General features: G+C 71.2%; 11 protein-coding genes. 6 read left to right on the top strand and 5 right to left on the bottom strand.

Annotated elements, in window-relative coordinates; genetic code table 11:
• The first annotated feature begins 46 nt into the window (after nucleotides 1–46).
• Nucleotides 47–1363, top strand: a complete 1317-nt coding sequence (locus BLT99_RS02905) for a citrate synthase (protein WP_371874275.1) — start codon at nucleotides 47–49, stop codon at nucleotides 1361–1363.
• 21 nt (nucleotides 1364–1384) lie between these two features.
• Here BLT99_RS02905 and ctlX read toward each other — a convergent pair whose 3' ends face one another.
• Together ctlX and BLT99_RS02915 are read right to left on the bottom strand one after the other, a co-directional pair.
• Entirely contained in the window at nucleotides 1385–2368 is a 984-nt protein-coding gene (gene ctlX / locus BLT99_RS02910) for a citrulline utilization hydrolase CtlX (protein WP_092669165.1), read from the bottom strand.
• Nucleotides 2369–2370: 2 nt separating this feature from the next.
• Entirely contained in the window at nucleotides 2371–3399 is a 1029-nt protein-coding gene (locus tag BLT99_RS02915) for an ornithine cyclodeaminase (protein WP_092669166.1), read from the bottom strand.
• A 130-nt stretch (nucleotides 3400–3529) separates the two neighbouring features.
• Here BLT99_RS02915 and BLT99_RS02920 point away from each other — a divergent pair, with 130 nt between their 5' ends.
• Entirely contained in the window at nucleotides 3530–3961 is a 432-nt protein-coding gene (locus BLT99_RS02920) for an Lrp/AsnC family transcriptional regulator (protein WP_092669167.1), read from the top strand.
• Between the two features lie 6 nt (nucleotides 3962–3967).
• Here BLT99_RS02920 and BLT99_RS02925 read toward each other — a convergent pair whose 3' ends face one another.
• Both BLT99_RS02925 and dapD read right to left on the bottom strand, forming a co-directional pair.
• The gene (locus BLT99_RS02925) at nucleotides 3968–6565 is read right to left on the bottom strand and encodes a penicillin acylase family protein (RefSeq protein WP_229724854.1); all 2598 of its coding nucleotides are present in this window, start codon (nucleotides 6563–6565) and stop codon (nucleotides 3968–3970) included.
• Nucleotides 6566–6672: 107 nt separating this feature from the next.
• Nucleotides 6673–7635 (bottom strand): 2,3,4,5-tetrahydropyridine-2,6-dicarboxylate N-succinyltransferase, encoded by a 963-nt coding sequence (gene dapD / locus BLT99_RS02930; protein ID WP_092669169.1) that lies wholly within the window; start codon nucleotides 7633–7635, stop codon nucleotides 6673–6675.
• A gap of 92 nt (nucleotides 7636–7727) precedes the next feature.
• Between dapD and dapE the strand changes: the two genes are divergently transcribed.
• The 3 genes from dapE to BLT99_RS02945 all read left to right on the top strand — a co-directional run bounded on the left by dapE (nucleotide 7728) and on the right by BLT99_RS02945 (nucleotide 10376).
• Nucleotides 7728–8831: a succinyl-diaminopimelate desuccinylase gene (gene dapE, locus BLT99_RS02935; RefSeq protein ID WP_092669176.1), complete on the top strand. Its 1104-nt coding sequence runs from the start codon at nucleotides 7728–7730 to the stop codon at nucleotides 8829–8831.
• Nucleotides 8832–8841: 10 nt separating this feature from the next.
• The gene (locus BLT99_RS02940; RefSeq protein WP_229724853.1) at nucleotides 8842–10077 is read left to right on the top strand and encodes a glycosyltransferase family protein; all 1236 of its coding nucleotides are present in this window, start codon (nucleotides 8842–8844) and stop codon (nucleotides 10075–10077) included.
• Between the two features lie 125 nt (nucleotides 10078–10202).
• Entirely contained in the window at nucleotides 10203–10376 is a 174-nt protein-coding gene (locus BLT99_RS02945; RefSeq protein WP_019179788.1) for a DUF3117 domain-containing protein, read from the top strand.
• Between the two features lie 26 nt (nucleotides 10377–10402).
• On the opposite strand, the gene BLT99_RS02950 is transcribed toward BLT99_RS02945, so the two are convergent.
• Nucleotides 10403–11035, bottom strand: a complete 633-nt coding sequence (locus BLT99_RS02950; RefSeq protein WP_092669177.1) for an O-methyltransferase — start codon at nucleotides 11033–11035, stop codon at nucleotides 10403–10405.
• Nucleotides 11036–11122: 87 nt separating this feature from the next.
• On the opposite strand from BLT99_RS02950, the gene BLT99_RS02955 reads away from it, so the two are divergent.
• The gene (locus BLT99_RS02955; protein WP_092669178.1) at nucleotides 11123–11512 is read left to right on the top strand and encodes a twin-arginine translocase TatA/TatE family subunit; all 390 of its coding nucleotides are present in this window, start codon (nucleotides 11123–11125) and stop codon (nucleotides 11510–11512) included.
• Nucleotides 11513–11534: the final 22 nt, after the last annotated feature.

Below are 11534 nucleotides of genomic sequence, written 5' to 3' on the forward strand. Positions count from 1 at the left end.
GCCCGGCCGGAGAGCAGGGGACCAAGTGACGATCACAGGAGACGCCGTGAGCAACGTCGTGAACGAAGCGGCCGGGGCCGACCGCCCCGACACCGCGACGCTGGCCTTCCCGGGCGGCTCGGCCGAGTTCCCGATCCATGCGGCATCGCAGGGCAACGGCAGCATCGACCTCTCCACGCTGACCCGCCAGACCGGCCTCACGGCACTCGACTACGGCTTCGTCAACACCGCGTCCACGCGCTCCGCGATCACCTACATCGACGGCGAGCAGGGCATCCTGCGCTACCGCGGGTATCCGATCGAGCAGCTCGCCGAGCACTCGACCTACCTCGAGGTGGCCTGGCTGCTCATGTACGGCGAGTTGCCGACACCCGACCAGCTCGGCGAGTTCGACGAGAAGATCCGCCGCCACACGCTGCTCCACGAAGACCTCAAGCGCTTCTTCTCGGCCCTGCCGCACACGGCGCACCCGATGGCCGTCCTCTCGAGTGCCGTCGCCGCGCTCTCGACCTACTACGAGGACTCGTCCGACCCGCACGATCTCGACCACGTCGAGCTCACGACCATCCGCCTGCTGGCGAAGCTGCCGGTCATCGCGGCGTACGCGCACAAGAAGAGCATCGGCCAGGCGTTCCTGTACCCCGACAACTCGCTGAACTTCGTCGAGAACTTCCTGCGGCTCAACTTCGGCAACATGGCCGAGCGGTATTCGATCGACCCGACGCTCGCGCAGGCGCTCGACCGGTTGCTCATCCTGCACGAGGACCACGAGCAGAACGCGTCGACGTCGACCGTGCGCCTCGTGGGATCGACCGGGGCGAACCTCTACGCGTCGATCTCCGCCGGCATCCAGGCGCTCTCGGGTCCGCTGCACGGCGGAGCCAACGAGGCCGTGCTGCAGATGCTCGGGCGCATCCGCGACTCGGGCGAGGGCGTCGCGAAGTTCGTCGAGCGCGTCAAGCGCAAGGAGGACGGCGTCAAGCTCATGGGCTTCGGCCACCGGGTCTACAAGAACTACGACCCGCGCGCGAAGATCGTCAAGGAGAGCGCCGACGCCGTGCTCGAGAGCCTCGGCGTCGACGACCCGCTGCTCGACATCGCCAAGGAACTCGAGCAGTTCGCCCTCGAGGACGACTACTTCCGCCAGCGCCGGCTGTACCCGAACGTCGACTTCTACACCGGTGTCATCTACAAGGCGATGGGCTTCCCCACTCGCATGTTCACGGTGCTCTTCGCGATCGGCCGCCTGCCCGGCTGGATCGCGCACTGGCGTGAGATGAACCTCGACCCGCAGACGAAGATCGGCCGACCGCAGCAGCTCTACACCGGGTCGATCGAGCGCCGGTACCCGACGAACCGCTGACTCGCGGCGCCCGGCGCCCGGCTACTCGACGACCGAGACGACCGCGGCGTCGTCGACGAGCGCGGCGCGCGGTTCGACGAGACCGGGGCGAGGATCGAGGTGGACGCCGGCGAGCATGCACCGCACGGATCCACCCGCCAGCTCGATCGTCGGGACGTCGAGCGGCAGCAGCCGCGCGCTGCGCTCGATCCGGTCGCGTTGCTCGGTCGTGAGCGCGTCGAAGGCGCGTCGCGACAGCGCGAGTACGCGTCCCTGCGATCCCCACAGCTCGAGCGCATTGCCCGCGAACTCGTCGATCTGCGCGTTCGAGAGCGCGATGACGTCGCGCCGTCCGCGCGCCGAGAGCCGGTCGAGGACCTCCTGCCGCCGGGCGGGGGAGACGAGCATGTCGGCCGCGACGAGGGCGAACTCGGTCGCGATGCTGAGGATCACGTTCGTGTGGTACACCGCGATCCCGCGACCGTCGACGGCATCGAAGACCATGGGCTCGTAGCCGAAGTTGGTGCAGAAGCGCTCGAGCGCGATCGGGTCGGCGCGGTTCGAGCGCGCCGCGTAGGCGATGCGCAGCTCGTGGTCGAGCACCATCGCGCCGGTGCCCTCGAGGAACACCTCGTCGTACTCGAGGCCCGAGTAGTCGATCACGTCCTGGACCCGATACGTGGTCTTCAGCAGCTCGACGATGTCGCTGCGGCGTTCCGTGCGCCGATTCGGCGTGTACATCGGGAAGAGCGCGATGTGCCCGCCCGAGTGGGTCGAGATCCAGTTGTTCGGGAACACGCTGTCGGGCCGGTGCTCCGTCTCGTCCTCGAAGAGGTGCACGGTCACGCCGGCCGCCTCGAGCGCGGCGCCCGCCCGGGTCACCTCGTCGTACGCGGCCGCGGCGAGCCGCTCGGGATCGTGGCCGTCGGCGTTCGGCTGGAAGCCGTTGTCGGCGAGCGTCTGCGGGTTCGGTGCGAAGCGGTGCGGCCGGACCATGACGACCGCGGACGGGGACTGCACGGACATGCTCAGCCGACCGGGGAGAACGCGCCGACGAGCCCGAAGAGGTCCTTCGGGTCGTCGGGATCGGCCACGAGGTCGATGCGCTGCTCGAAGTGCGTGCCGGCCACCTGGTCGCGCACGTAGCGGAGCGCGGAGAAGTCCTCGATCGCGAACCCGACCGAGTCGAACAGCGTGATCTGCTCGGCGCTCGAGCGGCCGGCGGCGCGGCCGCCGACCACCTCCCAGAGCTCGGTCACCGGGAAGTCGGCGGCCTTGGCCTGGATCTCGCCCTCGATGCGGGTCTGCGGCGTGTACTCGACGAACACGTCCGCGCGGTCGAGGATCGCGGGGTCGAGCTCGGTCTTGCCGGGGCAGTCGCCGCCGATCGCGTTGAGGTGCATGCCCGGCCGGACCCATTCGTCGGCGACGACGGTGTTGCGCGCCTTGTCGGCCGTGCAGGTCGTCACGACGTCGGCGCCGTCGAGCGCCTCGGCGGCGCTGCCGGCGACCTCGATCTCGAACCCGAGGGGCAGCATGTTGCGGACGAACTTCGCGATCGCGTCGGGGTCGACGTCGAAGACCCGCAGTCGGGTGATGCCGAGCGCGTGGCGGAAGGCGAGCGCCTGGAACTCGGCCTGGCTGCCGGTACCGATCATGGCCATGACCTCGGAGTCGGGCCGGGCAAGCAGCTTGGCCGCGAAGGCGCTGGTCGCGGCCGTGCGCAGGGCGGTGAGCACGGTCATCTCGGCGAGGAACGTGGGGTAGCCGTTGTGCACGTCGGCGAGCACGCCGAACGCGGTGACGGTCTGGTACCCGCGGGCGGGGTTGGACGGGTGCCCGTTGACGTACTTGAACGCGTAGGACTCGTGATCGCTCGTCGGCATGAGCTCGATGACGCCGAACGGCGTGTGGCTCGCCACGCGAGGAGTCTTGTCGAACGCCTCCCAGCGTGCGAAGTCCTGCTCGAGGTACTCGAGGATGCCGGCGATGATGCGCTCAGGCCCGGTGCTGGCGACCCAGCGGACCATGTTGCGGACGTCGACGAAGCTCGTCATTCCGTTCCCTTTCCGAATCGTCCCCCTCGAACGAGCCTAGGACTGGTCGATATGCAACGGCAACGACCGCTCTGCCCTCGGAACGAGCGCGGGATGCGCACTCTGTCAAGCACCGGGATACACTCTGCGCATGGACCAGCTCGACGACCTCGACCGCCGCCTGCTCGCCCTGCTCCGGGAGGACGGCCGGGCTCCCGTGGCCGAGCTCGCGCGACGGCTCGGGGTCGCGCGCGCGACCGTCACGGGCCGCATCGATCGGCTCGTGGCATCCGGCACCATCGTCGGGTTCTCGGTGCGCGTGCGCGACGAGCTCGATCCGCTCGCGATCCACGCGATCTCCTTCATCGAGGTCGAAGGGCGCAGCACCGACCACGTGATCCGGCGGCTCCGCGGCTTCCCCGAGATCATCGCGCTGCACACCACGAACGGCGGATGGGACCTGGTCGCCGAGCTGCGCACCGAGACGCTCGGCGAGTTCGACCGCGTGCTCGGCCGCATCCGCTCGATCGACGGCGTCGTGAACAGCGAGACCAGCCTGCTGCTCAGCTCGGTGCTGAGGTGAGCCCGCTCACCCGCCCGCCGGACGCAGCACGAGCGCGTCCTCGGCGGCGTCGCGCACGGCCTCGGTCGTGAACGGCCACGGGCGGCTCTCGCCCCGCTGCCATAGCGGCGTCTGGTCGGCGTAGTTCGGATGGAACGCATGCCCGGACGCGCCCGTGAGGTTCACCCACGTGGACGCGTCGAGGTCGTCGAGGTCGACGACCATGCGCATCGACGGCACCCAGTCGGCCTCGTACCCGACCCGCGCATCCCAGCCGATCGCATTGACGATCGCCGACCCGCCGCCGGTCTCGTACGGTCCGCGGTTGAACAGCCATTCGATCGGGCCGATGCCCGAGCGGCCGAAGCTCGCGTTCTCGAGCGTGAGGGTGTGCAGCAGGCCCCAGCGCCAGTCGGCGGGGTCGCCGCCGAGACGATCGGATGCCTCGCCCCACGCGGCCTCGAGCGAGGCGGCGATCACCGCGTCGCGTCCGGTCACGCCGGCCTCGTCGTCGGACCACCACTCGTCGTCGGGCTCGTCGAGCAGGGAGCCGACCACCGCGAACCAGCGGTCGCCGCCCTCGGGCCGGGTCGACTCGGGCAGTCCGCCGAACATGCGGTCGAGGAGCGTGCGCCAGAACACGGCGAAGTAGGCCGCCTCGGCGCTGTCGGGTCCGGTCTCGGCATCCCAGCCGTCGAGCAGCTCGGCGCCGCGCTTCGCGTCGCCGTCGAGCTCGAGGCTCGCGATGACCGGCAGGAAGGCCTGCGCGTTCGCATCGTGCGTGTCGAGCTGGAGGTCGGTCATGTCGTCGGCCGTGAGGGTGCCGCCGTCGGCGGTGAGCTCGAGGATCCCGCGTTCGAGGGTGTTCGCGCGGAACCCGAGGTCCCAGTCGCGCGTGAGTGTGGGCCCGGTGTCGTCGACGGCGTTGTTGGCAGTCACGATGTACCCGCGAGCGGGGTTGAGGACGGACGGAAGCTCCTCGAAGGGCACCATGCCGCTCCATCCGGTCTCGCTCGTCCAGCCGGGCATCGGCAGCGTGCCGTCGCCGGCCTTGCGGATCGGGATCGCGCCCGGCGCCTGGTAGCCGATGTTGCCGGCGACGTCGGCGTACACGAGGTTCTGCGCGGGCACGTCGAAGAGGTCGGCCGCCCGCTGGAACGACGCCCAGTCCGTGGCGCGGTTCATCGCGAAGATCGCGCTCGGCGTGGTGCCCGGGGTCAGCGCCGTCCACTGCAGCGAGACCTCGAGTTGCGCGCCATCGGGCGCGGTGTCGCCGGCCGCGGTGATGTCGGCGCCTTCCGCCGCAGGGTCGGGATCGTAGCCCTGCGCGATGCGGCCGAAGTCGGACTCGGGATCGAGGCTCACGATCGGGCCGCGATCCGTGGAGCGCACCTGCACGGTCACGGGATCGCCGCCGGCCACGTCGATCACCTCCTCGCGGACGGTGAGCGGTCGGAGCGTGCCGTCGAGCTCGTACGAGTCGTCCACGATGCGCTCGAGGTAGAGGTCCGCGACATCCGGCCCCAGGTTCGTGAAGCCCCACGCGATGTCGGCATTGTGCCCGATGACGATGCCGGGGAGCCCCGAGAAGCCGTAGCCCGCCACGTCGTACGTGCATTCCGGCGTGGGCTCCGCGCAGTGCAGGCCCATCTGCACCCAGATGGAGGGCATCGCCGGGCCCAGGTGGGGGTCGTTGGCGAGCAGCGGCTTGCCGGATTCGGTGAGCGCGCCCGAGATCACCCACGAGTTGGAGCCGAGGTCACCGCCCTCGGGCCCGAGCAGCTCGGGGAGGGCGTCGACGCGGTCGGCGAGCGCGGCGATGGCGTCGAGGTGGCCGGGCTCGATCGGCGACGCCTGGGCGGCCAGCGGCGTCACCTCGCTCGATGCCGGCGCCGCGCCGGCGGCGAGCCCGTCGACGATGGTCGGCATCGCCGAGAACGGGAAGTCGGGATGCAGCTGCGCGACCTCGTCCGGCGGCAGCTCGGCGCTCAGCAGGGCGCGGTCGATCTCGTCGCCGAGGTTCGAGCGGAGGTCCCACGCCATCGCCTTCAGCCACGCGATCGAGTCGACCGGCGTCCACGGCTCGGGCACGTAGCCGGGGTTCTGCAGGGCGAGCACCGCGTACTCGAGCGACAGCTCGGCGCCGCTGCGCTCGGCGAGGTACGCGTTGACGCCGGCGGCGTACGCCTCGTAGAACGCGCGCGTCGGCTGGTCGAGCAGTTCCCATTCGGCCTCGGCGACGCCGCGCCAGTCGAGCGTGCGGACGAACGTGTCGGTCGCGACCTGCGACGCGCCGAACAGCTCGGCGAGCCGTCCGGCGGTCACGTGCCGCCGGAAGTCCATCTCCCAGAAGCGGTCCTGGGCATGCACGTAGCCCTGCGCGAAGAACAGGTCGTGGTCGGTCTCGGCGACGAGCTGAGGGATCCCGGCGTCGTCGCGGTACACCGTCACCGCGCCGGACAGGCCGGGCACTTCGATCCGTCCGGTGGTCGTCGGGAAGGAGCGGTGGACCGTCCACCAGCCGGCGCCGACCGCGGCGACGCCGAGGACGAGGACGGTGACCAGCAGGCCGACGAGGAACTGGCCCAGGCGATGGCGTCGGGTCCTCGGCGCGTCCGTTCCCACGTCACTCCCTCGTGTCATCGCGGCCGGGCGTCCGCCGTCGGGCGCCCCGGGTGCAGATCACTGTACCTCCCCCGAGGGGCGACGACGGATGCCGCGGCCGGGTCGACTCAGGCGTGCAGCGCGGTGTTCAGCACGACGCCCTCGCCCGACCGCGAGAGCACCTCGACCCGACCGTCGAGCGAGTTGCGGCGGAACAGCAGGTTGGGCTGCCCGGAGAGCTCGACCGCCTTGACGACGCGGTCGGGCTGGCCCCCGACGCCGAGGACGGCGACCTTGGTGCCGGCGGTCACGTAGAGACCCGCCTCGACCACCGAGTCGTCGCCGATCGAGATGCCGATGCCCGAGTTCGCGCCGAGCAGCGCGCGCTCGCCGATCGCCACGCGCTGCGTGCCACCGCCGGAGAGCGTGCCCATGATCGAGGCGCCGCCGCCGATGTCGCTGCCGTCGCCGACGACGACGCCCTGCGAGATGCGCCCCTCGACCATCGACGAGCCGAGCGTGCCGGCGTTGAAGTTCACGAAGCCCTCGTGCATCACCGTGGTGCCCGGTGCGAGATGGGCGCCGAGGCGCACGCGCGAGGCGTCCGCCACGCGCACGCGCTCGGGGATCACGTAGTCGAGCAGCCGCGGGAACTTGTCGAGACCGATGACGTGGATGCCCGCGCGCTGGAGCACCGGCCGGAGCCGGTCGAGGTCGTCGGGGTGCACCGGGCCGGCGTTGGTCCACGCGACGTTGGGCAGGTGGCCGAAGATGCCGTCGAGGTTCAGCGAGTTCGGCCGTGCCAGCAGGTGCGAGAGCAGGTGGAGTCGCAGGTAGGCGTCGCTCGTGCCCGTCGGCGGCTCGTCGAGCCGGATGGCGACGCGCACCGCCTCGACCGTGACGCCGCGCCGCTCGTCGCGTCCCACCGTGCCGGCCGGCGGCTCCCACGCGGCCGGCGCTGGTTCGGGGAGCTCGCCGAGCTGCGGTGCGGGGTACCACGTGTCGAGCACCGTGCCGTCGGCGGAGATCGTGGCGAGTCCGTCGCCCCAGGCGGCGGTGGGCGCGGTCGGGTTCGGCGAGTCTGCGGGCATGCCTCAAGGGTACCGAGGCCGGATGGCGCGGGGTCGGCGCGTGACGCGGGCGACGCCCGGTGGCGACATCCGCCCGCCCGTAGACTTGCAGGATGGCTGATCCCGTCCGGCCCGCGGCCGCGCTCGACCTGTCCGCCGACGTCGTCGCCATCACGCAGGCGATCTGCGACATCCCGACCGTCTCGGGAGACGAGGGACCGCTCGCCGACCTCATCGTGGACGCGCTGTCGGGCGCCGCGCACCTCGAGGTGATCCGCGAGGGCGACACGGTCGTCGCGCGCACGAACCTCGACCGCGAGCGTCGCGTAGTAATTGCGGGTCATCTCGACACGGTGCCGATCAACGGCAACGTGCCGACCCGCTTCGAGCAGGTGGACGGTCGGCGCACCCTGTGGGGTCGCGGGACCGTCGACATGAAGGCCGGCGTCGCGGTGCAGCTCAAGCTCGCGCACGAGCTCAGCGACCCATCCGTCGACGTGACCTGGATGTGGTACGACCACGAGGAGGTCGCCGCCGACTTCAACGGCCTGGGCCGCCTGCTGAAGGTGCGGCCCGAGCTCTTCGAGGCCGACTTCGCGATCCTGGGCGAGCCGACCCGGGCCGAGGTCGAGGGCGGCTGCAACGGCACGCTGCGCGTCGAACTGCGGACCCGCGGGCGTCGTGCCCACTCGGCGCGCAGTTGGGTCGGCGAGAACGCGATCCACAAGCTCGCCCCCGCGCTCGAGCGACTCGCGGCGTACGAGGCCGAGACGGTGACGGTCGACGGGCTCGACTACCGCGAGGGCCTGAGTGCCGTGCTCGTGCAGGGCGGGGTCGCCGGCAACGTGATCCCCGACGAGGCCGTGCTCACGCTGAACTACCGGTTCGCGCCGAGTCGCACGATCGACGAGGCGGTCTCGAAGGTGCGCGCGCTCTTCCCGGAATACGAGCTCGTGGTCACCGACGCGTCCGACGGTGCGCGTCCGGGCCTCGACGATCCGCTCGCGCAGCAGTTCGTGAAAGCGGTCGGCGCCGAGGCCAAGCCCAAGTACGGGTGGACGGATGTCGCGCGCTTCAGTGCGCTCGGCGTGCCCGCCGTGAACTTCGGTCCGGGAGACCCGCTCCTGGCCCACGCCGACGACGAACGCGTCGACTGCGACGAGATCGTCGCGTGCGAGCGCGCGCTGCGGAGCTGGCTCACGAGCGCGACGAGCTGAGGCGCGCCGGGTGAGCGTCGACGAGACGGCGGCCGTCCGGGAGCCCGACCCGTTCCGCCGCACCCGGTGGTCTCCGCGCGTGCGCTGGCGGCTCCTGCCGTGGTGGGCGCGGGTCGTGCTCGTCTACCTCGCGGCGCGAGCGGTGACGACGGCGTTCGTGCTGGAGCTCGCGGGCCGGCAGGGGCCGAACGCCTGGACCGGCGCGTATCCCGGCTACTTCGAATTCGCGAACCTCTGGGACGCCCGCTGGTACGCGTTCATCGCGTCATCCGGGTACCCCGACGAGCTGCCGCGCACCGATGACGGCCACGTCGCCGAGAACCAGTGGGCGTTCCTGCCGGTCTACCCCGGAGTCGTGCGCGTGCTCACGGCGGTCGGCGTGCCGTGGGATGTCGCATCGGTCCTCATCGCGCTGATCGCGGGCCTCGGCGCGGCGCTCGTGTTCCATCGACTCATGTCGAGGTTCCTCGACCCCGACCAGGCGATGTTCGCCGTCGTGCTGTTCTGCGTCGCGCCGGTCGCGCCCATCATGCAGTTCGGCTACGCCGAGTCGCTCGGATTCCTGTGGCTCGCGGTCGCGCTGCTCCTCCTCGTCGACCGGCGGTACGGATGGCTCGTGCCGGTCGTCGTGATCTGGGCGTTCACGCGTCCGGGCGCGCTCGCATTCGCGCTCACGCTCGGGCTGCACTGGATCGTGCGTTGGGTCTCGCGGGAGCGGGAGCCGTTCCCGGTTCGCGAGCGCGTCGCCGCGGCATCCGTCGCCGTCGTGGCGGGCGTCGCCGGACTCGCATGGCCGGCGATCGCCTGGGCGGTCACGGGCGAGATGGGCGCCTACACCGAGACCGAGCTCGCGTGGCGATCCTCGTACATCGGCTACGTCGAGCTCGTGCCGCTCACGCCGTGGTTCCAGGGCGGGGACTGGTGGCTCGGCCAGCCCATGGGCACGATCGCGCCCATCGCGCTGGTCGTCGCGTTCGGGCTCGTGCTCGTGTCGCCGTGGGTGCGACGGCTCGGCATCGACCTCAGGCTCTGGCTCGCCAGCTACGCGCTGTACCTCTTCGCGGTGTTCTTCCCGCAGTCGAGCACGTTCCGGATCCTCGCGCCCATGTTCCCGCTCGCGGGAGCGCTGGCGGTGCCGCGCTCGCCGTGGTGGCGGGGCGGACTCGTCGCCGTCTCGCTCGCGTTGCAGTTCGGGTGGCTCGTCATCGCCTGGCGGATCGACGGCTACGACTGGACGCCGCCGTGACGCGCGAACGCACGGCAGCGCGGCGGTGAACGCGTCCCCGCGCCATCCACAAGGGCGGCCGCGTCGCACCGGGGTGTCGGCCGGATACGGGATAATGGAGATTCAGCCACGAAAGGGGTAGCTCAATGGCGGCCATGAAGCCACGCACTGGAGACGGACCGATGGAGGCTGTGAAGGAGGGTCGGCTCATCATCGTGCGCGTGCCCCTCGAGGGCGGCGGCCGCCTCGTCGTCTCGGTGAACGACGCTGAGGCCAAGGAGCTCTACGACGTCCTCGGCGGCGTCGTGAACGCGGCCTGAGCCGGGGGTCGCGCGCCGCGCGACCTTCAGGCGCCCAGCTTCACGATCTGGAGCAGGCCGTCCCCGGCCGGCGAGATGGCGGTCACCACGGCGGAGGATGCCGCGAGTTCCGAGATGAGCTCGCGGAACGCCGTCGCCGCGTCATCCCGCCGCGCCGGGTCGGCCACGCGCCCCTTCCACAGGGCGCGCGCCACGAGCACGCTGCCGCCCGGCTTGGCGAGTCGCAGCCCGTGCTCGACGTACTCGATGACCGACGGCGCGTCGGCGTCGACGAAGACGACGTCGTACGACCGCTCGTTCATGCGCGGCAGCACCTCGCTCGCGCGGCCCGCGATCAGGCGCACGCGAGCCGGTGCGATCCCGGCATCGGCGAAGTGCTCGCGCGCGTGCTGCTGATATTCGGTCTCGGTGTCGATCGAGGTCAGGTGCGCGCCGCGCGCGGCCTGCAGCATCCACAGCCCCGACACGCCGACGCCGGTTCCGACCTCGATGATCGCGCGCGCGTCGCAGGCCGCCGCGATCACCGCGAGCTGTGCGCCGACCGCGGGCGACACCGGCTCGACGCCGAGCTCGAGGGACTGCTGGCGGGCCTTCGCGATCGACTCGGATTCCACGACGCTCTCGTCGACGTACTTCCAGTTCAGGTCGTGTTCGGACACGTGGCGGCTCCCGGGGTCTTCCGACCCCCAAGCCTAGGGGTCCGGCTCGCGGCACTCGGCACGCCTCGCCGCCGCTATCCTTGTCGCATGGGCGGCCTCACCTTCGACAAACTCCTCATCGTCGGGGTGATCGCCGTGTTCCTCCTCGGACCCGAGCGACTCCCGCACTACGCGGCGCAGCTGGGCAAGTTCGTGCGCTCGATGCGCGACATGGCCAACGGCGCGAAGTCGCGCGTGCGCGACGAGATGGGGCCCGACTTCGACGAGGTCGACTGGCGCAAGCTCGACCCGCGCCAGTACGACCCGCGCCGCATCATCCGCGAGGCGCTGACCGAGGTCGACCCGTTCGCCGAGCCCGCTCGACCCGTCGTCGCGCGCGCCGGCGTGAACGAGAACTCCGCGTACCTGCAGCGCAAGCGCAAGCGCGAAGCGCTCGCAGCGGGCGAGGGTGCGCCGTTCGACTCCGAGGCGACCTAGGCGGCGCCGTCCCGGCCTTCGT

The organism is Agromyces flavus, assembly GCF_900104685.1.
In the GTDB taxonomy this organism is placed as follows: Bacteria; Actinomycetota; Actinomycetes; order Actinomycetales; family Microbacteriaceae; genus Agromyces; species Agromyces flavus.

What these genes read in the sequence shown, in the direction of transcription:
- BLT99_RS02920 (WP_092669167.1), top strand. Translation starts at nt 3,530, where the DNA reads ATGGACCAGCTCGACGACCTCGACCGCCGCCTGCTCGCCCTGCTCCGG.
- dapD (WP_092669169.1), bottom strand. Translation starts at nt 7,635, where the DNA reads ATGCCCGCAGACTCGCCGAACCCGACCGCGCCCACCGCCGCCTGGGGC.
- ctlX (WP_092669165.1), bottom strand. Translation starts at nt 2,368, where the DNA reads ATGTCCGTGCAGTCCCCGTCCGCGGTCGTCATGGTCCGGCCGCACCGC.
- BLT99_RS02955 (WP_092669178.1), top strand. Translation starts at nt 11,123, where the DNA reads ATGGGCGGCCTCACCTTCGACAAACTCCTCATCGTCGGGGTGATCGCC.
- dapE (WP_092669176.1), top strand. Translation starts at nt 7,728, where the DNA reads ATGGCTGATCCCGTCCGGCCCGCGGCCGCGCTCGACCTGTCCGCCGAC.
- BLT99_RS02945 (WP_019179788.1), top strand. Translation starts at nt 10,203, where the DNA reads ATGGCGGCCATGAAGCCACGCACTGGAGACGGACCGATGGAGGCTGTG.
- BLT99_RS02915 (WP_092669166.1), bottom strand. Translation starts at nt 3,399, where the DNA reads ATGACGAGCTTCGTCGACGTCCGCAACATGGTCCGCTGGGTCGCCAGC.